The following is a 24,964-nucleotide window of genomic DNA, read 5'->3' as shown; positions in this document are numbered from 1 at the left end:
GCGGAGGGTATGCGGTGTTCATCCAGATCATCCAGGGAAAGTGCCGGGACGCCGAGCGAATGCACCGGTTGACCGACGAGTGGCGTGAGCAGCTGGGACCGACAGCCGAGGGCTGGCTGGGTGGGACCTACGGCCTCACCGACGACAACGAGTTCGTGGGCGTGGTGCGCTTCGAGAGCCGGGAGGCGGCGGCCCGCAACTCCACCAGGCCCGAGCAGGGTGAGTGGTTCACCAAGATGAAGGAGTGCTTCGACGGCGACGTCATCTTCCACGACTGCGACAACGCGCAGATGTTCCTGGGCGGCGGATCCGACGACGCGGGCTTCGTGCAGGTCATGCAGGGCCGGCTGAGCGACCCCGAGCGCTTCCGGCGCTTCATGGACCAGCCGATGGACATGCTCCAGGAGCAGCGTCCCGAGATCATCGGCGGCACCATCGCGATCGACGAGGACGGCTTCTTCACCGAGACCATCTCGTTCCGCAGCGAGGAGGAGGCCCGCGTCGGCGAGAAGAAGGAGATGCCGGAGGACCGGCGCCGCGAGTTCGAGTCCGAGATGGCCCAGGTCAGCGACATGCGTTACCTCGACCTGCACCAACCGTGGTTCGCGAGCCGGATGGGCTAGCGGTCAGAGGTCGAGCCGCATCAGGTCGTCGGCGGGACGGAAGCCGAGCCGGCGGTAGAGCGGGAGTGACATCTCGCTCGGGTTGAGCACGACCCGCAGCATCCCGCTGGCGCGGCACCACCGCACCACCTCGTCCATCAACGCCGCGCCCACCCCGCGGCGGCGATGCTCGACGTCCACCCACACGTTGCCGACGTAGGTCCACCGCGCCTCCGGGGTCCCGGGACGGGGCATCCGCTCGAAGACGGTGGCGTTCGCCATCGCCACCGCCGGCCCGCCCTCCGCCGGGCTCGACAACCAGGCCACCCGACGACCTGACTCCCGGGCCCACCAGTCCCGGAACCGCGCGTCGAAGTCCGGGGTCGCGTCGAGGCCCTGGGACCGCGACCAGTCCAGCCGCAGCCGCACCAGGTCGCCCAGGTCGGCCTCGTCATCGCTCACCTGCCGACAAACGTATGCCGCCCGCTCAGCCATGGCGCGAAGCCTAGGCGAGCGGGCGGCATACCCAGCCCTCTCCGCACGAGCGGCTGGGGGTGGCACCAGCAGCCGGGTGAAGGGAACCCGATCACTGGTGCGCGGCGGTCTGGAGGAGGCGACCGCGGCCACTCACATTGGACAACGCGGCGGGCTCGAGCTCCGATGACAAATGTCACCGGTTTCATGTGAGTTCCCTGGGAGTCGCCGCGCTCCGTCCCATCCACGCGGGCCCAACCACGTCGACCCCGGGTGGCGATGGAGCACCGGCGGGCGGGTGTAGGGACCCGCCCGCCGGAGCACGGCGGTCAGGAGGAGGCGACCGCGTCCAACCACGCCTGTCCGTTGGGGACCCCGACGCCGGTGACGTCGTCGTACCCGGGGCGGACGTGGATGGTCAGGGCGGCATCGCTGTCGAAGGTCCGCTCGCTGTAGACGTAGCCGGCAGCGGCGTCCACGCCGTTCACGTAGTCGGACCGGACGTCACCGGGGTAGGTGGCGAGGTCGGCCTTGGTGATGTCGATGCTGGAGGTGCGAGCGCCGTAGAGCACCGGGTTGGCCAGCCCGAAGGCGTGTCCGGCCTTCTGCTCGGCGAGGGCGAACATGCCCGCGTAGAGCGGTGAGGAGAGCGAAGTGCCGCCGATCCGGTACTCGGAGTAGTGCTGCGAGCCGTCCGGGAAGGTCTGCGTCTCACCGATGAGCATGCCCGTGTTCGGGTCACCGAGTGCCGCGACGTCGGGCACCGCCCGCATCGCGCTGCCACCGTAGGTCTGCGAGATGGCGCTGGGCACGACACCCGCCTGGTAGGACGGCTGGGCGAACAGCCGTGAGGTGCCACCACCACTGCCGTACAGGAAGGCGGGGGTGTTCCAGGTCGTCGTGGCCTTGTTGAGCGTGCCCTTGTCCGTCTCCCATCCGAGCTCGAAGACCCGGCCGTTCGACTGGGACACACCAGCACTCGTGCCACCGACCGCCGTGACGTAGGGGCTCGAGGCCGGCCAGTCGGGGGTGGGGCTCGCCCCTGCGACGGCGCCGGTCTCGTCCGCGTTGTCTCCGGAGGAGTAGAACAACGTCATGCCCTCGGCAGCCGCCTGGATCTGGGTGTCCAGCGACGGCTTGATCGTGCCGGCCGGGAGAGCCTCGCCGCCGTAGCCGTAGGAGTTGGTGACGATGTCGGCCAGGTGCTGGTCGACCACCCGGTTCATGATCGCGTCGAGGTCGCGGTAGTTGTTCGGCGCCCCGATGTAGGTGATGTCCGCGCCGGGGGCCATCGTGTGGACCGCCTCGACGTCGAGGGTCTCCTCACCCGCCCAGCCCTGCGGGTCCTGCTTCGGGTTCTCCGGGCGGTTGTAGGTGCCCGGCGCCACGACCTGGGTGAAGTGGCCGTTCAGCGAGGGCAGCCCGTGCGCGGCGGAGTAGGTGTTCACGTCCTGCAGGATCGTGGGCGAGGCGTACGCGTCGATGACCCCGACCCGCACCCCACGTCCGTCGTTGCCCGAGCCGATCGCCCCGGTCATGCCGTAGAGACCCTGGAGCTGCGCCCCGGCATACCCCTTGGGCGCGAACGCACTCGGCGAGGACGGCAGCGGGGTGCCGTCCGGAGTGGGGGTGTTCTGCACCGTCTTCTGGCCCCAGTAGTCACTGGTCGGCTGGGCGTTGCGGAACAGCGCCGGTCCGGGGGTCACCTTGGCCTGGCGAGCCAGGGTCTGCGACTCGTCGAGCCCGACCACACCCTCCACCGCGGTGAGGGACGCCGGCACCTTGAGCGCAGTGGTGTTGCCGCGCACCGTCTTGCCCTCGGTGCGGAACTCCGCGAACGAGGTGTCGAACGCCGTGGCCGCCTGGGCAAGGGTGCCGGTGGCCTCGACGTACTTGCGGTTGGCAGGGACCGAACCGACGCTGAAGCCCTGGCTCTTCAGCCACGACGAGACCCCGGCGACGTCGGCCTGGGCCGGCGAGAACCTGGCGCGGAACTGCGCAGGAGTCAGGAACTTCCGGTAGCTGGCGCTCCCGGGGGTCGACACGGCGTTGGCGTAGGCCGCGGCCGCGTCACCGCCCCGGTAGCTGAGGTAGACGCGGAAGGTGACCTGCTGGCCGGCGTCGGCGGAGGCGGCGCGGTTCTTCGCGACGGCCCACGACGGGACGCTGCCGGGCAGGGCGTGCCGCCCGGACGGGGCGGCCAGCGCGGAGCCGGCCGATGCTGCGGTGACCAGGGCTGCTGCGCCGAGGGCGGCGCAGGCGGTTCTCGACAGACGGGACATGGAACCTCCGGGAAGGGGTGACGACGCAGCCGGGTCTCGACCGAGCCGGGTGGAGCCGTTTCATTCGACACCCGGTTCCGTCCCGACCCGATGACAAATGTCACCGGATCGAGGGGACATCCCAGAGAGCAGGCCCGCACGATCTTGCGGCGGACCGTGGCACTGTCGCGCAATCTTGTTCTGAAAGAGGCACTTTGGGCTCTTCCTCCTGCGCCTTATGGCGGGTACGACCACCGCTCGTCAGTCCTAGCGTGGAACACGGCACACGACGACCGTGCCCGACGACCCCACCGTCCTCGGACCCCGATCCACCGGGCTCCCCCGACGACGGAGCCGCGGTCCACCACGCCGGCGCGCTGCTGTGCCCGGTTCCGTCCGGGGCCGGGACAAGCGGGAATGGAGGAAGTCATGACACGACGCATGACCGCCGCGGGGGGCGGGATCTCGATGACTCGAAGGTCGCGGCTCAAGGCCGCGTTGGCGATCGCCGGGCTGGTCGTCGCCGGTGTGGTGGTCCTGCCGCAGGTGGCGTATGCCGCCGACGGCCCCTACACGATCGACGGCACCATCCCCGACGGCAACACCACCGAGCTCCCCGACCCGTTCGGGAACGTCAAGGAGCTCGGGCCGAAGAACGCGAACACCACGAAGATCGGGGTCATCCACAACGCTGCGGTCCCGATGCTCGACACGACCAACCCCAACGGGCAGGTCGACCTGCGCCGCGCCTGGCTCGACACCGAGCGCGACACCGCCGCCCCCAACCACGACTGGCTCTACTTCGCGTGGGAGCGCGACGCCAACAGCGGCAGCGGCTTCATCGCCTACGAGTTCATGCAGAACGCGGCTCCGGCGGCATGCGCCTACGACACCGCCACCGACGCCCAGCTCATCGCGAGCTGCAACCCGTGGGCCAACCGCAAGGCCGGCGACTTCATGATCCTGTGGGACCAGCAGGGTGGCAGCAAGGACCTGTACCTGCGCACCTGGTCGGGCACCGCGCCGAACCTGACGTTGGGCGCACCGGGCCTGCTCGACTCCACGGTCTCCCAAGCCGCCTACAGCGCGGACGGGTTCCGTGGTGAGGCCGCGGTGGACCTGACGGCGACCATCTTCGGCGGGAGCACCGCGTGCAAGACCTTCGCCAACACCATCCCCAGCACAGTGACGGGCAACTCCGACACGGCTGACTACAAGGACACCATCCTCAAGAACGCCCCGCCGATCACCAACTGCACGTCGACCACCGTGACCACCCCGAAGCAGGGTGACGGCACGACCATCCCAGCTGGTGGGCTGTCCATCGGGACCGGTGTGGTGTCGGTCAAGGACTCGGCCGTGGTGGACCTCGTGGGCGGCACCGCCACCCCGACCGGTTCGGTCTCGTTCTCGCTCTGCAAGGTGGACTCGCCCGGGCTGTGCACCACGGGCGGAACCGCGGTGGGGTCGACCACGCTGAGCGGCACGGCCTACCCCGTGACCGTCCAGTCCCCGACTGCCTACGTGACGTCGGCAGGGCGGTACTGCTGGCGGGCAGCGTGGGGCGGTGACTCCGCCAACGGCATCCCCGGCTCGAGCGACTCCAGCGCGAGTGAGTGCTTCACCGTCAACCCGGTGACACCCACCCTGGCCACCACGGCCAGCGCGAGCGTCGTCCTCGGCGGTACGGTCAGCGACTCCGCCACCCTGAGCGGCCTGGCCACCCAGCCCGCCAACCCGGTCATCAACCTGACCGGCACCGGCGGAGCTGCAGCGGGCGGCACCATCACGTTCACCCTCTACGGGCCGGGCAACTGCACCACGGTCGCCTACACGTCCGCGGCCGTGACGGTGTCGGGCAACAACACCTACAACACGCCCAACCCGCAGTTCACCCCGCTCGCGGCAGGGACCTACCACTGGGTCGCCTCCTACAGCGGGAACCTGCCGAACAACAACGCCACGACGCACAACACGGCCTGCGACGACACCAACGAGGACGTCATCATCACCACGGTGCCGTCGTCGCTGACCAGTGCGCAGACCTGGGTGCCGAGTGACTCGGTGACCGTGTCCGCCACCGCTGGCGGGGCGATGGCCGGGACGGTGTCGTTCGAGTTCTTCACCAACGGCACCTGCACCGGATCGAGTGCCTTCTCGACGACGAAGACCGTCTCCGGCACCTCGCCGCAGACCGTCCTGTCCGGCAACGCGCCGGCGCAGACGGCCTCCGGGTCGTTCTCGTGGCGGGTCAGCTACGACAGCACCAACCCCGGGCAGCGGGACATCCCCGCGAGCTGCCACGAGACGTCGAGCCTGACCGTCGCCAACGGCGGGACGATCTCGAGCCCGTGACGCGCGGACCCAGTCCGACCACCTAGGCGGTGCCGCCGAGCCTGAGGGCCCGGCGGCACCGTCGCACTGCCAGCGAAGAAATCACCCAATGGCATGACGCGAGGTCGGGGCAGGACGAGCACCCTTGACCTGGAACGCACGCGCTGAAGGGCTCCACGCGCAATCCGACACGGCCGCGCCCGCGACCGTGGGTCGCGATCCCGAAGGAGCACCCATGCCTGGGAAGTCAGTCCTGCGACGTCTCGTCCTGCTCGTCGTCGCCACCACCGCCCTCGCCCTCCCCCTCGCCGTCGGCACGAACGCCTCGGCTGCACCCACCGGCCCAATGACGTGGCACGTGCGCGTCGGCGCCGAGACCCCCGACATGGCAGTCACCGCGATGGCCTTCCTGCCCAAGGAGATCTGGGTCGACGCCGGTGACACCGTCCACTGGACCTCGAACAGCGCGGAGCCGCACACCGTGACCTTCCTCGCGCCCGGGACGACGCTGCCCGAGTTCAACCCGTTCGACCCGACCCAGACCACCGCGCAGGGGTCCTCGACCTTCGACGGCACGACCTACCGCAACTCCGGGATCCTGGCCACGCAGCCGATCTTCGTCTTCACGGACCCGGCCACCAGCTACCACCTGACCTTCTCGACCACGGGCGACTTCACGTACTACTGCCTCCTGCACGGCCTGATGATGACCGGCACCGTGCACGTCCGTCCGGCCGGCACCGCCTACCCCTACAGCCAGCGCGACTACGACCGAGCGGGGACGCGGCAGGCGAACGCAGCGTTGAACCGCGGACGCGACGCCTGGCGCGAGGCGAAGCAGACGCACGCCACCACCGGCTCGCGTGTGCTGGTCGGCATCGACGGTGAGGGCTTCGGGGTGTCGCGGTTCGTGCGCGACCGGGTCGTGGTGCACGTCGGCCACACGGTGTCGTTCTCCGTGGCCGGGCCCGGCGCACCGCACACGGTCACCTTCGGCCAGGAGCCTCCCGGGCTGGCGATCCTGGCACCCTCCGGTGACCCGACCCACTTCGCCGGTGGCGACCTCAACAGCGGGGTGCTCGCTCCCGGCGCGCCGTTCGACGTCACCTTCATGAAGGTGGGCACGTTCCACTACATCTGCGCCATCCACGACGACATGGGCATGGTGGGAGACGTCGTCGTCGTTCCCTGACCCGTCGGGCTGCTGGCCCACCCGGCTCCGGCCGGGTGGGCTCAGTGTGAGTGGACCTCGGCCATCGCCTCGCGCCCGGCACCGAGCACGGTGAGCGGCAGCAACGTCTTGCCGGTCGGCCCGATCTCGATGTCGGTGCCCATCTGGGGGCAGACGCCGCAGTCGAAGCAGGGCGTCCAGCGGCAGTCGTCGACCTCGGTCTCGTCGAGGGCGTCCTGCCAGTCGGCCCACAGCCACTCCTTGTCGAGGCCGGAGTCGATGTGGTCCCACGGGAGCACCTCGGTCTCGCCTCGCTCGCGGGTGGTGTACCAGGCGACGTCGACGGGCAGGTCGGCCAGCGCGGTCTCGGCAGCGGTCATCCACCGCTCGTAGGAGAAGTGCTCGCTCCAGCCGTCGAAGCGCCCGCCGTCCCGCCAGACCTGCTCGATGACGCGGCCGACGCGGCGGTCACCCCGCGACAGGAGGCCTTCGACGATGCCCGGCTTGCCGTCGTGGTAGCGGAACCCGATCGAGCTGCCGTAGCGGCGGTCGGACCGGATCGCGTCGCGGAGCTTGGCGAGTCGCGCGTCGGTCTCCTCGTCACCGAGCTGCGCGCACCACTGGAAGGGGGTGTGCGGCTTGGGGACGAACCCACCGATCGAGACGGTGCACCGGATGTCGCGGCGACCCGAGACCTGGCGCCCCGTCTCGATCACCTTCTTGGCGAGCTCGGCGATCTGGAGCACGTCCTCGTCGGTCTCGGTGGGCAGGCCGCACATGAAGTACAGCTTGACCTGCCGCCAGCCGGCTCCGTAGGCCGCCGAGACGGTCTTGATGAGGTCTTCCTCGGTCACCATCTTGTTGATGACCTTGCGGATCCGCTCGCTGCCGCCCTCGGGCGCGAAGGTCAGGCCGGAGCGCCGGCCGTTGCGGGTCAGCTCGTTGGCGAGGTCGATGTTGAAGGCGTCGACGCGGGTGGACGGGAGCGACAGCCCCGTCTGGGTGCCGTCGTAGCGGTCGGCCAGCCCCTTGGCGATCTCGGCGATCTCGGAGTGGTCGGCGGACGACAGCGACAGCAGGCCGACCTCCTCGAAACCCGTTGCGGCCAGGCCTCGCTCGACCATCTCGCCGATCCCGGTGATGGAGCGTTCACGCACGGGACGGGTGATCATGCCGGCCTGGCAGAACCGGCAGCCTCGGGTGCAGCCGCGGAAGATCTCCACCGACATCCGCTCGTGCACCGACTCGGCCAGCGGCACCAGCGGCTGCTTCGGGTAGGGCCACGCGTCGAGGTCCATGACGGTGTGCTTCGACACCCGCCACGGCACGCCCTGGGCATCCGGCTTCGGGGCGACGCGCTGGATCCGCCCGTCAGGCAGGTAGGACACGTCGTAGAGCGAGGGCACGTAGACCCCGCCGGTGCGCGCGAGCCGCAGGAGCAGCTCGCGCCGGCCACCCGGCATACCCTCGGCCTTCCAGGCGCCGATGAGGTCGGTCACGGCCAGCACGGCCTCCTCGCCGTCGCCCACGATGGCGGCGTCGACGAAGTCGGCGACCGGCTCGGGGTTGAATGCGGCGTGGCCGCCGGCGACCACGATCGGGTCGTCGTCGGCACGGTCGACCGCGTGCAGCGGGATGCCGGCGAGGTCGAGGGCGGTCAGCATGTTCGTGTAGCCGAGCTCGGTCGAGAACGACAGGCCCAGCACGTCGAAGTCGCGGATCGAGCGGTGGGCGTCGACGGTGAACTGCGGCACGCCCGACTCGCGCATCAGCGCCTCGAGGTCGGGCCAGACCGCGTAGGTGCGCTCGGCGAGGGCGTCGGGCCGCTCGTTGAGGACTTCGTAGAGGATCATGACGCCCTGGTTGGGCACGCCCACCTCGTAGGCGTCGGGGTACATCAGCGCCCAACGGGTGGTGAGCTCCTGGCCCTGCGGGCCGTGGCCGCCGCAGTTCCAGTCCTTCACCGTGGAGTTCAGCTCGCCCCCGACGTACTGGATGGGCTTGCTGACCTGTTCGAGCAACGGCTCGAGCAGCGGGAAGACGGAGGTGCCGGGGGTGGAGGTCATGGTGGGACAAGGGTAACGGCGGCACCGCCGCCCACCGAAACGAGCCGCTTCCCACATTGCTCACAGGAACGGTTCGTACCATCGCGCGGGTGTCTCGTCGCCTGTTGCCCCTGCGTGTCGTCGCCGGCGGCCTCGGGCTCGCCGCCGGCGTCGTCGCCCTCGTGGCCGTGCTCGGCATGACCGGCGGGTGGACGCCCACCGGTGCGGGGCCCGGACCGGCCCAGGCCTCCCCCGCCCAGAGCCCCCCCGGGCCGAGCACCCCCTGGCCGAGCCGCCGAGCGACGACGTCCGCACCCCGCCCGCTCTCCGTCGTGGGGGTCGGCGACTCCGTGGCAGCCGGGACCAGCTGCGACTGCGCCCCCTTCGTGGAGCGGTTCGCCGAGCTGGTCGGCACCCGCGACGGTCGGCCCACGGCGGCAGCCAACCTCGGGCTCCCCGGCCTGACGACCGGCTCGCTCGCCGCCCAGCTCGGCCAGCCCGGGCCGTCCCGGTCCGTGGCGCGCGCCGACCTGGTCGTCGTGACCATCGGGGCCAACGACCTGGTCCCGCTCGAGGACCAGTGGGAGCGGGCCGGTTGCGACCCGGCCTGCATGGCGCCCGCCGTGGCCGCCATGGGCCGTGGGCTCGCCGCCGACCTCGCCAGGATCAGGGCGCTCGGGGGGTCGGGCCAGCGGGTCGAGGTGACGACGTACTGGAACGTGTTCGAGGACGGCGACGTGGCCGACCGGCAGCGGGGAGCAGGCTTCGCCGACTGGAGTGACCGCGTGACCGTGGCCGCCAACCGGGTGATCTGCGCGACGACGCGGACCTACGGCGGCACCTGTGTCGACCTCTATGCGCCGTTCCTCAGCGCCGACGGCAGCCGCAACCCGACCTCGCTGCTGGCCTCGGACGGCGACCATCCCAACGCCGCCGGGCACGCCCTCATCGCCCGGGCCCTGCTCGCCGCCACCCCCCGCTGACGCGCCAGCGGCGCCTCACGCCCCGAGGTGTGCGGACAGGAAGTCCAGCGCCCGCGGCATCATCGTCGCCCACGCCCTGAAGTTGTGCCCACCCCCGGGGATGACGACGGTCGTCACGGACATGGGGGCGTGGACCAGGGCCACGAACCTGCGGGTGTCACGCAGCCCGGTGCCGCTGACCTCCCCCGACCCGATGGTCGCGAACAACGAGACCGGCGGGGCCGGCTGGTGCCGCAGCAGCCACTCCGGGTCGTTCAGGTTGCGCAGCACGGACGAGCCACCCCAGAGGTCGCCGGTCGTGCCGTCCTTGAGCGTGTGGTAGTAGCCGGAGAGCGACGCGCCGGCGGTGAAGACGGAGGAGTGCGTGAGGATGAGCTTGGTGGCGCAGTAGCCGCCGGTGGAGTCGCCCATGGCGCCCCAACCCACGGGCGTCACGCGCAGGACCCGGGAGATCGCTCGCGGGACGTCCTCGCCCAGGAAGGTGAGGACCTGGGGCCCACCCGGGACGTCCGTGCATTCCGTGTCACGCGGTGGCGCCGCGGTCGGCCGAAGCATCACCAGCACCATCGGTCTCGCCAGGTGCGCCTCGATCTGCGACAGCAGGACGTCGGGGTACTGCATCCGCGAGACCAGCGCCCGCGTCGCACCGGGGTAGCCGGTCATCACCTCGACCGCGGGGAACCGCTTCGCCGAGTATGCCTTCTGGAAGTACTGCGGGGGCAGGTAGACGACGGCGGCTTCGGACAGGCCGCTGTGCGCCCCCACCACCGTCATGGCCTCCACCCGGCCGCGGGTGGCCCACTGGCTGGGTGTCGACCAGGAGTCGATGCCGGCGAGCGAGGGGTCGAAGCTGGCGGCCAGCGGCGTACCACCGTGGCGCCCCCCAACCCGCGCGGCCGCGGCATGGACGACGGCGGTGCCGGAGACCGCTGTCGTCCCGAAGAGCTCGGACCAGGAGCCGTAGAAGTAGCCGTAGTCGTTGAGGGCCGCCGCGACGAACAGCACCGCGGCGAGCTGGCCGGCCACGACCAGCCCGACCCGCTGCCCGACCCGGGCCGGCTGGGGCCCCCGCACGCGTGACCACAGGAGCAGGGTCAGGAGCGTGCAGGCCACCGTCGCCAGCCCCAGCGTGACCAGTAGTGGCCATCCCAGCAGGGGCATGTCACCCAACCTCCGACCTGCCCCGACCCAGGAGCACCCTGCCAGCGTGCGCGGCGGTGATGGGAGGTGCCTGCGACTCGGCTGGGGGTTGGCTGGGAGCCGACCGGGGCGACTCAGGAGGTTCCCAGACTCGCTGCCTACCCTCGCCGCCATGCGCGCGTCATCGGTCCGGATCATCGCCCTCTTCGGTCTCCTGCTGGCCCTCGCGGTCTCCGCCCACTGGATCGGCGCGGGTCCCGACCCTGCCCCGACGGCCCACCACGCCACGGGTCGGGCGGCCACCCCGGTCGCCACCCCGGTCGGCGCGACCGGCCCTGCCCGCTGACCGACGCCGGCCGCATACTGGAGCCGTGCCGAGCACGGCTGAACGCGTTGCCGCGGCCCTGGAGGCGGTGCCTCGCACCGGCTACCTGCCGCCCGACCAGCGCGCCCACGCCGACCGTGACACTCCCCTGTCGATCGGTCACGGTCAGACCAACAGCCAGCCGACCACGGTCCGCCGGATGTTGGAGCTGCTCGACGTCCAGCCCGGTGACCGCGTCCTCGACGTGGGGTCGGGATCGGCCTGGACCACCGCGCTCCTCGGGCACCTGACCGGCCCCGCCGGCAGCGTCACCGGGGTCGAGCGGGTGCCCGAGCTGGTCGCCTTCGGAGCGGCGAACCTCGCCGGCGCAGGTATGCCGTGGGCGCACGTCGAGCGCGCCGTGCCGGGCACCTTCGGATGGCCCGCCGGGAAACCCTACGAGCGCATCCTCGTGTCGGCGCAGGCATCCGTGCTGCCGGCCGAGCTGGTCGCCCAGCTCGCTCCCGACGGCGTGCTCGTCGTCCCGGTCGCAGGACGGATGCTCCGCGTGCGGGCCGCCGGAGGGGCCCAGGCGCACGACGACGGGCCGGCGGTCGAGGAGCACGGGTGGTACCGCTTCGTGCCCCTCGTCGCCGACCCGCCCGATGGGGCGTGACGCCCCGGGTCCTGACCAGCCGGTGTCGTGCTCAGCCCTTGTAGTGGGCGTCGAGCGTCTCCTGGTACTTCTCGCTGACCGCCTTGCGCCGCAGCTTGAGGCTGGGGGTCAGGTGGCCGTCCTCGATGGTGAGGTCGTGGTCGAGGATGGTGAACTTCTTGATCTGCTCCCACCGGTTGAGGTTCACGTTGAGGTTGTCGATGTAGACCTGGACCATGTCGCGCGCCTCCTTCGAGGTCACGATGGCCCGGTAGTCACCGGGGACCCCGTGCAGCTCGGCCCACTCCTTGATCGCCTCCGGGTCGAGCGTGACCAGGGCGGTGACGAAGTTGTGGTCGGCGCCGTAGACCATGAACTGGCTGACGTAGGGGCACAGGCCCTTGAAGGTCGACTCGATCAGCGACGGCGCGACGTACTTGCCACCGGAGGTCTTGAAGAAGTCCTTCTTGCGGTCGGTGATCCTGAGGTAGCCCCGGTCGTCGAGGGTGCCGATGTCACCCGTGTGCAGCCAGCCGTCGGCATCCAGCGTCTCGGCGGTCTCCTGGGGCTTGTCGTGGTAGCCCTCCATGACGCCCGGCCCGCGCAGCAGCACCTCGCCGTCCTCGGCGATCTTCGCCTCGGTGCCGGGCAGCGCCCAGCCCACGGTGCCGATCTGGTTGCTGGACGGCCGGTTCACGAACGACGCCGCGCTGGTCTCGGTGAGGCCGTAACCCTCGAGGATGGTCAGGCCGATCGAGTCGAACCAGTTGGCGATGTCCTTGTTCAGGGCCGCCGAACCCGAGATGAAGAACCGGATCCGGCCACCGAAGCGCTGGCGCACCTTGTGCAGCACGAGCTTGTCGGCCAGGGCGAGCTTCTTGGCCAGCAGACCCGTGGGCTCCTCGCCCCGGGCGCGCATGGCGGCAACCTCGCGACCGACGGACACCGACCACAGGAAGAGCTTCTCCTTGAGGCCACCCTCGGCGGCCATCATCATCGTGATCCGCCCGTAGGCCTTCTCGAAGATCCGGGGCGCTGCACCCATGAAGGTCGGCTGCACCACGGCCAGGTTGTCGACGATCTTGTCGACGCGACCGTCGATGGCGGTCGGGAAGCCGATCTGCAGGGGCAGCGTGAGCAGCACCTTGCCGAACACGTGCGCCAGCGGCAGCCAGAGGTACTGCAGGTCGTTGGAGTCGAGGATCCCGATGGAGTCGACCGCGGCCGCCTCGTAGGTCCAGGCGTCGTGGGTGAGCCGGACCCCCTTGGGGCGGCCGGTGGTGCCCGAGGTGTAGATGATCGTCGCGAGCTGGTCCTTGGTGAGTGCGTCGATCCGGTCGTCGACCACGGACGAGTTCGTGGCGAGCAGCTCGACGCCCATCTGCTCCAGCTCGTCGAGGCTGATCACCCACTCGCCGTCGGACGTGCCGTCGAAGGTCACGACCCGGGTGATCTCGGGCAGGTCGACGCGACGTTCCCAGAGCTTGGCGATCTGGTCGTCGTCCTCGGCGAAGACGACGACGCTCCCGGAGTTCGCGAGGATGTAGGCGACGTCGGGGGCGATGGTCGTGGGGTAGATCGTCGTGGTGGCACCCCCGGCGCACATCACGGCGAGGTCGGTCAGGGCCCACTCGTACCGCGTCGAGGACGCGATCGCCACGCGGTCCTCCGGGCGCACCCCGAGGGCGACCAGGCCGGCGGCGAGGCGGTAGGCGCGCTCCCGGACCTGGGTCCACGTGACCGACGACCACGAGTCGTCCTCGGCGAAACGGAACGCCTCGGCGTGCGGCGACTTCGCCACGCGGTCGCGGAACAGGTGCGCGACCGTCTCAGCGCGTTGCTCCAGGACCGCGTCGTTGACGCGCTCGTTCTGGGCGGTGTGTAGGGGTGTGTGAGACGACATTGACCGTCCTCGGCTCGGTGCAGGGGTTGCCGGGGATAGTGCCATGCACCGGGGCGCAGTGGGGCTGAACGAGCACGATTGTGGCCAAAAGGTTGGACGTCCCACAAGAGCCCGGCGGGATCACCGACGCCGCGACGCCAGGTGGACGTTGTTGACCAGCCCGATGGCCAGCCAGCAGGCGAACATCGAGGATCCGCCGTAGGACAGGAACGGGAGCGGCAGACCGGTGACCGGCATGATCCCCAGGTTCATCCCGACGTTCTCGAAGACCTGGAACAGGAACCAGACGGCCACGCCGGAGGCCATCAGCCGACCGAAGGCATCCTGCGCGCGCGCCGCCACGAGGACCGCTCGCAGCACCACGAAGCCGAGCAGGAGCAGGAGGCCCGCGGCGCCCAGGAACCCCAGCTCCTCCCCCGCCACCGAGAAGACGAAATCGGTCTGCTGGAAGGGGATGTACCCGCCCTGGGTCTGCCGGCCCTCGAAGAGGCCCTGCCCCTGCCACCCGCCGGACCCGATCGCGATCCGCACCTGCCGGGTCTGGTAGCCGATCCCCTGCGGGTCGGCCTGCGGGTCGGCGAAGGCGGTGAGGCGGTCGCGCTGGTAGTCGCTGAGCAGCGGGGTGGTGAGGGCAGCGACCACGCCGGCGGCCAGGAGCGCCACGGCCGCGGCCAGCCAGCGCTTGGGGGTGCCGGCCACGGCCACCACGCCGAAGGCCAGCGCCCCCAGCACGAGCGCCGAGCCCAGGTCGGGCTGGAGCATGACCAACCCGATCGGCACGGCGGCCACCACGACGGCGAACAGCAGGTCACGCGCGTCGGGCTGCGCCTGCCGGTCGATCCGCTCGCCCAGGATGATCGCCAGCCCGAGGCACAGCGCCACCTTCGCGAACTCCGAGGGCTGCACGGAGAAGCCCCCCGGCAGCAGGATCCACGAGTGCGAGCCGTTGACCGTCGAGCCGACCGGGGTGAGCACGAGCACCAGGCCCGCGACGGCGACCAGGTAGAGCAACGGTGCCGCGGCTCGCAGCCACTGGTAGCCGGTCCGGGTGACCGCCGCGGCGAGCGCCACTCCGACGGCCGTGTTGAACAGGTGCCTGGCGAGGTAGGCGGTGCCGCTCTGGTGACGGGTGGCGGAGTAGACGAGGAGGGCACCGACCAGCGAAAGGCCGAGGGCGGCCACGACCAGTCCCCAGTCGCTACGCGCCCACAGCGCGGCGCCACCGCTCGCCCTGGCCCACAGCCCGCCGTGGCGGGACCGGGTCAGGACGGGACGATCGAGGCCAGGACCTGTCGGCACGTGTCGATGTCCCCGGCCATCGCCTCGAGCAGCTCCTCGATCGAGTCGAACCGCAGGGTCGGCCGGATCCGGTGGACGAACTCGACGGTGACCTCCTCGTCGTAGAGGTCGAGGTCGGTGCGGTCGAGGACGTAGGCCTCGACGGTCCGCAGGGTGCCGTCGAAGGTCGGGTTCGTGCCGACCGAGATGGCTGCCGGCAGGGTCCGCTCGGGGTCGTTCTCGGGCTTCGAGACGCGGGTGAGCCACCCGGCATACACGCCGTCGGCGGGCACCAGGCCCAGCGAGTCGGGCGAGAGGTTGGCGGTCGGGTAGCCGAGCTCGCGCCCGCGGTGGGCGCCGTGGACGACGGTGCCGGTCATCCGGTGCGGCCGGCCGAGGATGGCCGAGGCCTGCGCGATCTCGCCGGCAGCGAGGTGGCGGCGGACGGCGGAGGACGACCACCGCTCGCCGTTGCCGAGGTCCTCCAGCACGATCACGTCGAACCCGTGCACCTCGCCGAGGGCGGCCAGGGTGCCGACGTCGCCGGTGTAGCCCCGGCCGAACCCCCGGGCGTCCTCGCCCACGACGATCGCCCGCACCCCGAGGGTCTCGACGAAGGTGTGGACGATGAACTCCTCAGCGGTCTGCTGGGCGAACTCCTCGGTGAAGTCGAGCACGAGCAGGCCGTCGATCCCGGTGGTGGCGAGCAGCTCGTCACGCAGCCGCCCGGGCGAGATCAGCTCGAGGGTGTCGGGGTGGAAGATCGTGGCCGGGTGGGGGTCGAAGGTGACGGCGACGCTCGGCAGGTGGCGCTCGGCCGCCTCGGCGACGAGTCGCGCCAGCACGGCGCGGTGGCCGAGGTGGACGCCGTCGAAGTTGCCGAAGGTGGCCACGCAGGGGCGCAGGCCGTCAGGGGTCGCGGTGGGGTCGGTCCAGCGGTGCACGGAGGACACTCTACGAACCAGCCGGGGCGAACACGACGTGCGCCTTGGCTCGGGGGCCCGACTCATCGAGCATCGCGACCAGCCGCCCGTCCGGGGCGAAGGCCGCGACCGGCTCGGTGCGACCCTGCTGGGCCGACTCCACCCGCTGGCCGTAGCCCACGGCCGTGGTCTCCTCGGCGGTGAGCTCGCGCACTGCGAACTGCGCCCGGGCCGCGTCGGCCAGGCGCGTGACCGGGATCTGCTCCGGGTCGCCCACCTCGCCCAGCGCGGTCAGGTCGTGGGCCCGGTCGAGCGTGAACGCGCCGACGCGGGTGCGGCGCAGCGCGGTGAGGTGGCCCCCCACCCCGAGCGCGGAGCCGAGGTCGCGCGCCAGCGCCCGGACGTAGGTGCCGGAGCTCACCGTCACCTCGACGTCCACGTCGAGCACGGGTATGCCGTCCACCTCACCCGCGCGGGTCGACAGCACCTCGAACCGGCTGACCGTCACGGGTCGGGGCGGGAGGTCGACGTCCTCGCCCGCACGGACGCGGTGGTAGGACCGCTCACCCTTGACCTTGATGGCCGAGACCGAGCTCGGGACCTGCTGGATGTCGCCGGTCAGCTCTCGCACGGCCGCGGCGAGACGGTCCGTGGTGACGCCGTCGGCGGCCACCGTCGCGGTGACCTCGCCCTCGGCGTCGTCGGTGATCGTGGTCTGACCCAGCCGGATGGTGGCCGTGTAGTCCTTGTCGCACCCCACCAGGAAGGTCAGCAGCCGGGTGGCCCGGCCGATGCCCAGCACGAGGACCCCGGTGGCCATCGGGTCGAGCGTGCCGGCGTGGCCGACCTTGCGGGTCGCGCACAGCCGCCGGGCCCGACCGACCACGTCGTGGCTGGTCCAGCCGGACGGCTTGTCGACGACGAGCAGGCCGTCAGGCGCGGGCATCCGCGCCGAGGTCCTGCGTGCCGTCGGTGTCCGTGCTGTCGTCCGTACTGCCGGTGCTGTCGGGGTCGGTGCCGTCCGTGGCCCCGTCGAGGTCGTCCTCGTCGCCCGGCTCGGGCTTCTTGTAGGGGTCTGCCTCGCCCGCGTAGGTCGCACCGGCGGCCGCGGCCGCGACGGCCTCGTCGCGCTCCTTGGCCTCGCGCAGGAGGTCCTCGAGGTGGGCGGCGGTCTCGGGGATGGCGTCGGCGAAGAAGTCGAGGCTCGGCGTCAGCCGGATCTGGATCTGACCGCCCACGAAGGAGCGGAGCCGGCCCTTGTTCTTCTCCAGCAGGGCGGCGGTCTTGGCGCGCTGGGTCTCGTCACCGAACACGGTGTAGAAGACCGAGGCGTGCTGCAGGTCACCGGTCACCCGCACGTCGGTGATGGTGATGAAGCCCAGGTCGGGGTCCTTGACGATCGACTCGACGTTCGCCGCGATCAGGGTCTTGATGCGGTCGGCGATCTTGCGGGCACGTCCGGCGTCAGCCATGCGAGGACTCCTTGCTGCTGCAGAGGTGGTTGGTTTCCCGGCGACGCCGGGAGGGACGAGCGCGCGGTGCGGCCGAGGCTCTCGCCCCGGCCGCACCGCATACGCATCAGTCGCGCGGCTTTTCGCGCATCTCGGACGTCGCGATGAGGTCACCGATCTGGAGGTCGTTGAACGACCCCAGGTTGATGCCGCACTCGAAGCCCTCGCGGACCTCGGTGACGTCGTCCTTGAACCGGCGCAGACCGGCGATCTCGATGTTCTCCGCCACGACCACACCGTTGCGGGTGATCCGCGCCCGGGTGCCGCGCTTGATCTCGCCACTGCGGACGATCGACCCGGCGATGTTGCCGAACTTGCTGGAGCGGAAGATCTCGCGGATCTCGGCGGTGCCGAGCTCCACCTCCTCGAACTCCGGCTTGAGCATGCCCTTCAGGGCCGCCTCGATCTCCTCGATGGCCTGGTAGATCACCGAGTAGTAGCGGATCTCGACGCCCTCGCGCTCGGCGTAGTCGGCGTTCTGACCCTCGGCACGGACGTTGAACCCGATGATCACCGCACTGGACGCCATGGCCAGGTTGATGTTGTTCATCGTGATCGCGCCGACGCCACGGTCGATGATCCGCAGGTCGACCTCGTCGCCCACGTCGATCTGGAGCAGCGCGTCCTCGAGGGCCTCGACGGAACCGGAGACGTCACCCTTGAGGATGAGGTTGAGGGTCTCGACCTTGCCTGCTGCGAGGGCCTCGGTGAGGTCCTCGAGCGAGATGCGCTTGCGGGCCTTGGCCAGCGAGGCCTGACGGTCCGCGGACTCACGACGCTCGGCGATCTGACGGGCCGTGCGGTCGTCCGGGGCCACCACGAAGGTGTCACCGGCGCGCGGGACCGAGGACAGACCCAGCACCTGCACCGGACGGGACGGACCCGCCTCGGTGAGGTTGTTGCCGTGCTCGTCGAGCATTGCCCGGACGCGGCCGTAGGCCGAACCCGTGACGATCGCGTCACCGACGTGCAGCGTGCCGGCCTGGACCAGCACTGTGGCCGTGGCGCCACGGCCACGGTCGAGGTTGGCCTCGATCGCGACACCGCGGGCGTCGCGGTCGGCGTTGGCACGCAGGTCGAGCGCGGCGTCGGCGGTGAGCAGGACGGCCTCGAGCAGCGCGTCGATGTTCTGGCCGGCCTTGGCCGACACGTCGACGAACATCGTCTCGCCGCCGTACTCCTCGGCGACCAGGTTGTACTCGGTCAGCTGCTGGCGCACCTTGGCCGGGTTCGCACCCTCGACGTCGATCTTGTTGACCGCCACCACGATCGGCACGTCCGCGGCCTGGGCGTGGTTGAGCGCCTCGATGGTCTGCGGCATGACGCCGTCGTCGGCCGCGACCACGAGGATCGCGATGTCGGTCACCTTGGCACCACGGGCACGCATGGCGGTGAACGCCTCGTGACCCGGGGTGTCGATGAAGGTGATCGGACGGTCGACGCCCTCGTGCAGCTTGTGCACCTGGTAGGCACCGATGTGCTGGGTGATGCCACCGGACTCGCCACCGGCGACGTCCTCGTTGCGGATCGCGTCGAGCAGTCGCGTCTTACCGTGGTCGACGTGACCCATCACGGTCACGACCGGCGGACGCGCCTCCAGATCCTCGTCGTCCTCGCCCTCGATGCCCGTCTCCAGGTCGATGTTGAAGGCGTCGAACAGCTCCTTCTCCTCCTCCTCGGGGGAGACGACCTGGATGTCGTAGCCGAGCTCGGCGCCGAGCAGCTTGAAGGTGTCCTCGTCCAGCGACTGGGTGGCCGTGGCCATCTCGCCGAGGTGGAAGAGCACCGTCACCAGTGCACCGGGGTTGGCGTTGATCTTGTCGGCGAAGTCGCTCAGCGACGAGCCACGACGGACCCGGATGAGGGTCGTGCCGTTGCCACGGGGCACGGTGACGCCACCCAGCGACGGGGCCTGCATCTGCTCGAACTCCTGGCGCTTCGCACGCTTGGACTTGCGTCCGCGCACGGGACGGCCACCACCGCGGCCGAAGGCTCCTGCGGTCGAGCCGCGACCGGCGCCACCACGGAAGCCACCGCCGCCGGGGCGACCGGCGAAGCCACCGCCACCGGCGGGACCACCGGGACCACCCGGGCCACGTCCACCACCGGCACCGCCGGGGCCACCGGGCCCACGGGCGCCACCACGGGCGGGACGCTCACCGGGACGACCGACCGCACTGCGGTCGGGCATCATGCCGGGACTGGGACGGGCACCGGCTGGACGCGGTCCACCGGGTCCGGCCGTGCCACCGGGGCGCGGACCGGCTGCGCCGGGACGGCTCTGGGGACGCGGCATGCCCTGGCTGGGCGCGAACGGGTTGTTGCCCGGACGGGCCGCACCCTCGCGGCCGCCACCCTCACGGGGCGCGCCTTCGCGGGGTGCACCCTCACGGGCGGACGGGCCGCCGTCACGACCGGTCCGCATGCCCTGGCTGGGCGCGAACGGGTTGTTGCCCGGACGCGGGGCGCCCGGACGAGGTGCCGAGCCACCGGGGCGGGGTGCGTTGCCGGGCCGCGGGGACGCCGGCACGCCGGGACCCTGCTGACCACCGTCACGCGCGGACTGGACATCCGCCCGGGCCGCAGGAGCCTCGGGCGCGGCCGGAGCCGCAGGAGCCGGTGCGGAGGGCGCGGCTGCGGCGGGCGCAGCCGGAGCGGCGGCTGCGGGAGCCGGCGCAGGGGTGGGCTCTGCTGCGGGAGCAGCAGGAGCCGCGGGGGCGGCAGGAGCCGGCGCGGGTGCGGCCGGCTCAGCAGTCTTGGCTGCGGTCGGGGCCGCCGGGGCGGCCGGACCGGCAGGCTTGGCAGCTGCCTTCTTGGCGGGGGCCTTCTTCAGGTCCTCCGGGAAGGTCTCCGTCGCCTTCCTGACGACGGGTGCCTCAATGGTCGAGCTGGCGGTCTTGACGTACTCGCCGATGCTGTTGAGGTGGGCGATCAGCGTCTTGCTGTCGGTTCCGAGCTCTTTGGCGAGCGCGCTTACACGGACCTTGGCCACGTTTCTCCTGTTCCTGGTCCGCAGTCAGGTGACAGGCGCGGACCGTCGTTAAAGCTGGTTGGAGCTCATTGCTGAGTTCTCATCGGATGCTCATCAGCGTCAAACCCAATCTCGGTTCGATTGACATAGCCGGCTCCGTGGACGGTGTCCTCGGAGGCGTACGGTCCCCTCGGGACGAGGGGGATTGCGGGGCGCACCAACTCCCTAGCTCGTGGTCTGGTCCAGGCCTGCCACGTATGCGGTGACCGCTGCCGGATCCGGGGCGGCGCCGACACGCAGCGCACGACCGAACGCCCGGCGGCGCAAGGCCTGCTCGAGACAGTCGCCCGTGGGGTGCAGCCAAGCGCCGCGCCCCGGCAGGCGACGCCGCGGGTCGGGGCTCAGCCGGATCACTCCGGCCTCATCCGTCTCCGCGACCACTCGCAGGAGTGCCGACCGGCTATCCGTCCTGCGGCACCCCACACACGTCCGGGTCGGTTGCCCGTGCGAGGTGTGGATGGTCGTGCTCGATGCCGCTGGCCGGAGTCCAGTCCGGTCGGTCTCCACCAGTCTAGCCCCTACTGCCGCTCGGCTGCGTCACCAGCACCAGCGGCGGGGGCCTCCACGGGCCGGTCGCGGGGGCTGTCGACGGGCGCGGTGTCGGGCCGGATGTCGATCCGCCAGCCGGTCAGCTTGGCCGCCAGGCGGGCGTTCTGGCCCTCCTTGCCGATGGCGAGGGAGAGCTGGTAGTCGGGCACGACCACCCGCGCCGAGCGCAGCGTCTGGTCGACGATCGTGACCGACTGCACCCGCGAGGGCGACAGCGCTGCGGCCACGAAGGTGCGCGGGTCGTCGGAGTAGTCGACGATGTCGATCTTCTCGCCGTGCAGCTCGGTCATGACGGCGCGCACGCGGGCACCCATCGGCCCGATGCAGGCGCCCTTGGCGTTGAGACCGGCGACCTTGGAGTGGACCGCGATCTTGGTGCGGTGGCCGGCCTCGCGGGCCAGCGCGGCGATCTCCACCGAACCGTCGGCGATCTCGGGCACCTCGAGGGCGAAGAGCTTGCGCACGAGGTTGGGGTGGGTGCGGGACAGTCCGATCTGCGGGCCCTTGGGTCCGCGACGCACGGAGACGACGAAGCAGCGCAGCCGCTCACCGTGGACGTAGCGCTCTCCCGGCACCTGCTCGGCGAGGGGCAGGATGCCCTCGACGGTGCCGAAGTCGACCGTGACCACCCGGGGGTCCGGGCTCTGCTGGATGACGCCGGCGACGACGTCGCCCTCGCGACCCTTGAAGTCGCCCATGATCGCGTCGTCCTCGAGGTCACGCAGCCGCTGCACGATGACCTGGCGCGCGGTGGAGGCGGCGATGCGGCCGAAGCCGGTCGGGGTGTCGTCGAACTCCGGGCCGTACTCGCGCGGCGCACGCTCGGCGGGGGCCGGCGGCGGGTCGGACTCGGTGCCGTCCTCGGAGTCGGTCGGCTGCGGCTCGGGCTGCTCGATCTCCTCCCTGGCCCAGACCACGACGTGACCGGACTTGCGGTCGAGCTCGACGCGGGCGTTGCGGTAGGCGCCGTCGGTGCGGTGGTAGGCGACGAGGAGGGCCTGCTCGATGGCGGGGATGAGGATGTCGAGGGAGATGTCGCGCTCCCTCTCGAGGGCCCTCAGTGCGGCCAGGTCGATGTCCATGTCAGTGCTCCTCAGCGGGGTCGACGCCGTGGTCGGCGTCGTCGTGGTCGGCGTCGTGCTGGTCGTCGTCGTGCTCGTCGTACTGGTCGTCGTCGTGCTCGTCCGCCGGTCCGTCGGCGCGGGCGGAGGGCCGGGAGAACTCGACCTGCACGGCGGCCCGCACCACGTCGGCATACTCGACGTGCACGGAACGGGACGGGTCCTTCTTCGTGGCGGGCACCTCGAGGGTGACGCCGGAGTCCCCGGCGGCGGTGATGCGCGCCGTCACCGGCTCACCCTCGACGAGGGTGAGCGTGACCAGGCGTGAGACGTTCCGCCGGAAGTGCCGGGGCTCGGTCAACGGTCGGTCGATGCCGGGCGACCCGACCTCGAGCGTGTAGGGCTGCTCACCCATCGCTCCGGTCTCGTCGAGCGCGTCGCTCACGGCGCGGGTGGCGTCGGCCACCTCGTCGAGGGTGAGCGGGGGCGTGACGGAGGTCGTGTCACCGGTGTCGTCGAGGACGCGGTCGATCCAGATGCGGACGAGGCGGCGCTTGCCGGCAGGGGTCACGGCGACGTCCTCGACCAGCAGTCCGAGGTCGCGCAGGGGCGCCTCGACGGCGGGACGAATCTGTTCCTTGACGCTCACTGACTCGTCCTCTCTGAAGTTCTGGTGGTGGTGCAGCGCCACTCTATCGGCGCCCCGAGTGGGCCGCATGCCCGCACCGGTCGGCATGCCATGATCGGCGCATGCCACAGGTCGACCCCGGTATGCCGCCGTGCCCCTCCCGGCGTGGCGTCCTCACCGCGGGGGTCGGCCTCGCCCTCGGGTCGGTGGCCGCGATGTCCCTGGCGGCCTGCGGGATCCGGCTCGAGGACGACGCACCGAGGGTGCCCCTGATCCCGACCCGCGCACCGATCGCCGGCGAGGCCTTCCTCATCGCCCTCTGGCGGCACTCCGACGCCCTGGCCGAACGCGCCGCAGGCGTCGGCGGACCGGCCACGGGGGTGCCGGCCCGGCTGGCCGGGCTGCACCGACGCCAGGTGGCGGTCCTCCGGGCCGAGCTGCTGCGCCTCGGGGTGCCGCAGAAGGTGCTCGACGATGCGTCCGCCCCTGCGGCGACGGCCACGACCGGGTCGACCAGCGCACCCACGACGCGAGCGACGACCACGGCGACCTCCACGGGAACGACCACCGCCGGCACGTCTCCCGTCGCGGGGCCGAAGGCCCTGGCCGCCGAGGAGGCCAGCGACCTGGGTCCGACGGCCATCGCCTCGCTGGCCAGGGTGCCCGGCAGCGCCGTCCCGCTCGTCGGGAGCCTGCTGGCCCAGCGCGCCGCCGCCGCGAGCCTGCTCGGAGCCCCCGCCACGTGGCCGGAGCCGACCTGGTCGGCACCGTCGCTCGCGGCGTCCTACCTCGAGAGCACCCGTGCGGCCGTCTACGCGTTCGAGGTGGTGGCGGCGCAGTCCCCCACCGGTCCGCAGCGGACCCTCGCCCGCGCCACCCTGGCGGCGTTGCAGTCGCGGGCGAGCGAGCAGGAGTCCCTGGCCGGCGCCTCGGCGGGTCCTGCGGCCCTGGGCTACCCCCTGCCGTTCGCCGTGACCACGCCGACGGCGGCGCGCCGACTCGCTGCCCGGGTCCTGACGGACCTGCGCGCCTCGGTCGCCCGCGACCTCGGCTCCACCAACGGCGACCTCGGACCACTCGGCGCCCTCGTGCAGTGGCTGGCCGACACCGAGGTGCTGGCGTCGCGCTGGGGTGTGCGGCTCTCGGCCTTCCCCGGCCTGTCGTGACGCGTTCGGAGGACGTGGTCGAGCTCGTCCCGGCACGCTTCCGCACGTTCGTCCACCGCTTCTCGGCGCAGGACGGCGCGGTCGGTGGCCCGTCCGGCGCCGACTGGTCGGCCCGGCTCCCCCGGCTGCTGGCCGACCTGCTCGACGACTGGGGCCTGGAGCCCCTCGGCGCCGGTCGCACCGGCTGGACCGCGGTCGTCGTGCCGGTGCGACGGGACGGCGAGCGGCTGGCCCTCAAGCTGGTCTGGCCCCACGTGGAGGCGCGTGACGAGCCGCTCGTGCTGCGGCACTGGGACGGCCGCGGGGCGGTCCGCCTGGTCGCTGCCGACCCGGGCCGCAGCGCCCTGCTGCTCGAGGCGCTCGACCCGACCCGCGACCTGCGCTCGGTCGACGTCGACACCGCCTGCACGACCACCGGCGAGCTGCTCCGCCAGCTCCACGTGCCGGCCCCGCCGGGCCTGCGGCGGCTGTCGACCTTCGCCCGCGAACAGCTGGCGAAGCTGGAGTCCGCGGAGGGCGCACTCCCTCGACGGATGCTGGAGCGCACGGCCACCCTGGTGCGCGACCTCACCGCCGACGAGCGGTGCGACGCGACCCTCGTGCACACCGACCTGCACTACGAGAACGTGCTCGCCAGCCTGCCGGGCTCGGGCCGGCCCGACTGGCTGGCCATCGACCCGCATGCCATGGCCGGGCACCCCGGCTTCGAGATCCAGCCCTTGTTGCGCAACCGCACCGACGAGCTGGGCACCGGTTCGACCTTCCGCTACCTCGTGCGCCGTCGGCTCGAGATCTGTTGCGAGGCAGCAGGGATCGACGAGGACGAGGCCCTGGCCTGGACCTACGTGCACACGGCCATGGAGGCCGGCTGGGCAGCGGCGGACGGCGACCGGGACGCCGTGTCGTTCAACGTCGCACTCCTCAAGGCGCTCGACGGCTGAGTGC

General features: G+C 71.5%; 21 protein-coding genes. 8 read left to right on the top strand and 13 right to left on the bottom strand.

Features of this window, described 5'->3' with window-relative positions; genetic code table 11:
- Positions 1–14: 14 nt before the first annotated feature.
- The gene (locus tag ABD262_RS04045) at positions 15–623 is read left to right on the top strand and encodes a hypothetical protein (RefSeq protein ID WP_344131527.1); all 609 of its coding nucleotides are present in this window, start codon (positions 15–17) and stop codon (positions 621–623) included.
- Between the two features lie 3 nt (positions 624–626).
- Here ABD262_RS04045 and ABD262_RS04040 read toward each other — a convergent pair whose 3' ends face one another.
- A complete protein-coding gene (locus ABD262_RS04040) occupies positions 627–1,097 on the bottom strand; it encodes a GNAT family N-acetyltransferase (RefSeq protein ID WP_344131524.1) in 471 nt (156 codons plus the stop codon).
- A 308-nt stretch (positions 1,098–1,405) separates the two neighbouring features.
- Positions 1,406–3,358: a S53 family peptidase gene (locus tag ABD262_RS04035; RefSeq protein WP_344131521.1), complete on the bottom strand. Its 1,953-nt coding sequence runs from the start codon at positions 3,356–3,358 to the stop codon at positions 1,406–1,408.
- A gap of 408 nt (positions 3,359–3,766) precedes the next feature.
- On the opposite strand from ABD262_RS04035, the gene ABD262_RS04030 reads away from it, so the two are divergent.
- Both ABD262_RS04030 and ABD262_RS04025 read left to right on the top strand, forming a co-directional pair.
- A complete protein-coding gene (locus ABD262_RS04030) occupies positions 3,767–5,692 on the top strand; it encodes a hemagglutinin (RefSeq protein WP_344131518.1) in 1,926 nt (641 codons plus the stop codon).
- Between the two features lie 214 nt (positions 5,693–5,906).
- Entirely contained in the window at positions 5,907–6,863 is a 957-nt protein-coding gene (locus ABD262_RS04025) for a cupredoxin domain-containing protein (protein WP_344131515.1), read from the top strand.
- Between the two features lie 41 nt (positions 6,864–6,904).
- Here ABD262_RS04025 and ABD262_RS04020 read toward each other — a convergent pair whose 3' ends face one another.
- Positions 6,905–8,908, bottom strand: coding sequence for a TIGR03960 family B12-binding radical SAM protein (locus ABD262_RS04020; protein ID WP_344131512.1), 2,004 nt, complete (start codon positions 8,906–8,908; stop codon positions 6,905–6,907).
- Positions 8,909–8,997: 89 nt separating this feature from the next.
- On the opposite strand from ABD262_RS04020, the gene ABD262_RS04015 reads away from it, so the two are divergent.
- Positions 8,998–9,870 (top strand): SGNH/GDSL hydrolase family protein, encoded by an 873-nt coding sequence (locus ABD262_RS04015; RefSeq protein WP_344131509.1) that lies wholly within the window; start codon positions 8,998–9,000, stop codon positions 9,868–9,870.
- 15 nt (positions 9,871–9,885) lie between these two features.
- On the opposite strand, the gene ABD262_RS04010 is transcribed toward ABD262_RS04015, so the two are convergent.
- The gene (locus ABD262_RS04010; RefSeq protein WP_344131506.1) at positions 9,886–11,031 is read right to left on the bottom strand and encodes an alpha/beta hydrolase; all 1,146 of its coding nucleotides are present in this window, start codon (positions 11,029–11,031) and stop codon (positions 9,886–9,888) included.
- 151 nt (positions 11,032–11,182) lie between these two features.
- On the opposite strand from ABD262_RS04010, the gene ABD262_RS04005 reads away from it, so the two are divergent.
- Positions 11,183–11,356 carry a hypothetical protein gene (locus ABD262_RS04005; RefSeq protein ID WP_344131503.1) on the top strand — a complete coding sequence of 58 codons (174 nt, stop codon included), beginning with the start codon at positions 11,183–11,185 and terminating at the stop codon, positions 11,354–11,356.
- A gap of 25 nt (positions 11,357–11,381) precedes the next feature.
- The gene (locus tag ABD262_RS04000) at positions 11,382–11,990 is read left to right on the top strand and encodes a protein-L-isoaspartate O-methyltransferase family protein (RefSeq protein WP_344131500.1); all 609 of its coding nucleotides are present in this window, start codon (positions 11,382–11,384) and stop codon (positions 11,988–11,990) included.
- A 31-nt stretch (positions 11,991–12,021) separates the two neighbouring features.
- Here the strand turns inward: ABD262_RS04000 and ABD262_RS03995 are convergent, their stop codons facing one another.
- The 9 genes from ABD262_RS03995 to rimP all read right to left on the bottom strand — a co-directional run bounded on the left by ABD262_RS03995 (position 12,022) and on the right by rimP (position 22,874).
- Positions 12,022–13,872 carry an AMP-dependent synthetase/ligase gene (locus ABD262_RS03995; protein ID WP_344131497.1) on the bottom strand — a complete coding sequence of 617 codons (1,851 nt, stop codon included), beginning with the start codon at positions 13,870–13,872 and terminating at the stop codon, positions 12,022–12,024.
- Between the two features lie 120 nt (positions 13,873–13,992).
- The gene (gene rodA / locus ABD262_RS03990; protein ID WP_344131494.1) at positions 13,993–15,171 is read right to left on the bottom strand and encodes a rod shape-determining protein RodA; all 1,179 of its coding nucleotides are present in this window, start codon (positions 15,169–15,171) and stop codon (positions 13,993–13,995) included.
- The gene (locus tag ABD262_RS03985; protein ID WP_344131491.1) at positions 15,135–16,094 is read right to left on the bottom strand and encodes a bifunctional riboflavin kinase/FAD synthetase; all 960 of its coding nucleotides are present in this window, start codon (positions 16,092–16,094) and stop codon (positions 15,135–15,137) included. The genes rodA and ABD262_RS03985 overlap by 37 nt, the downstream gene beginning before the upstream one ends.
- A gap of 10 nt (positions 16,095–16,104) precedes the next feature.
- Positions 16,105–17,019, bottom strand: a complete 915-nt coding sequence (truB, locus tag ABD262_RS03980) for a tRNA pseudouridine(55) synthase TruB (RefSeq protein WP_344131488.1) — start codon at positions 17,017–17,019, stop codon at positions 16,105–16,107.
- Complete coding sequence (gene rbfA, locus ABD262_RS03975) at positions 17,006–17,545, bottom strand: 30S ribosome-binding factor RbfA (RefSeq protein ID WP_344131485.1); 540 nt, start codon at positions 17,543–17,545, stop codon at positions 17,006–17,008. Before rbfA ends, truB begins: the two co-directional genes overlap by 14 nt.
- Positions 17,546–17,651: 106 nt before the next feature.
- Positions 17,652–20,576: a translation initiation factor IF-2 gene (gene infB / locus ABD262_RS03970; RefSeq protein ID WP_344131482.1), complete on the bottom strand. Its 2,925-nt coding sequence runs from the start codon at positions 20,574–20,576 to the stop codon at positions 17,652–17,654.
- A gap of 204 nt (positions 20,577–20,780) precedes the next feature.
- Complete coding sequence (locus ABD262_RS03965) at positions 20,781–21,038, bottom strand: YlxR family protein (RefSeq protein WP_344134513.1); 258 nt, start codon at positions 21,036–21,038, stop codon at positions 20,781–20,783.
- A 95-nt stretch (positions 21,039–21,133) separates the two neighbouring features.
- Entirely contained in the window at positions 21,134–22,246 is a 1,113-nt protein-coding gene (gene nusA / locus ABD262_RS03960) for a transcription termination factor NusA (RefSeq protein WP_344131479.1), read from the bottom strand.
- Position 22,247: 1 nt separating this feature from the next.
- The gene (rimP, locus tag ABD262_RS03955) at positions 22,248–22,874 is read right to left on the bottom strand and encodes a ribosome maturation factor RimP (protein WP_344131476.1); all 627 of its coding nucleotides are present in this window, start codon (positions 22,872–22,874) and stop codon (positions 22,248–22,250) included.
- 101 nt (positions 22,875–22,975) lie between these two features.
- Here rimP and ABD262_RS03950 point away from each other — a divergent pair, with 101 nt between their 5' ends.
- Together ABD262_RS03950 and ABD262_RS03945 are read left to right on the top strand one after the other, a co-directional pair.
- Positions 22,976–24,019 (top strand): DUF4439 domain-containing protein, encoded by a 1,044-nt coding sequence (locus tag ABD262_RS03950; protein ID WP_344131473.1) that lies wholly within the window; start codon positions 22,976–22,978, stop codon positions 24,017–24,019.
- Complete coding sequence (locus ABD262_RS03945; RefSeq protein ID WP_344131470.1) at positions 24,016–24,960, top strand: aminoglycoside phosphotransferase family protein; 945 nt, start codon at positions 24,016–24,018, stop codon at positions 24,958–24,960. The genes ABD262_RS03950 and ABD262_RS03945 overlap by 4 nt, the downstream gene beginning before the upstream one ends.
- The last annotated feature ends 4 nt before the right edge of the window (positions 24,961–24,964 follow it).

Source organism: Pedococcus bigeumensis (genome assembly GCF_039531795.1).
Classification (GTDB): Bacteria; Actinomycetota; Actinomycetes; order Actinomycetales; family Dermatophilaceae; genus Pedococcus; species Pedococcus bigeumensis.
This window is presented reverse-complemented; position numbering and strand designations above follow the sequence as displayed.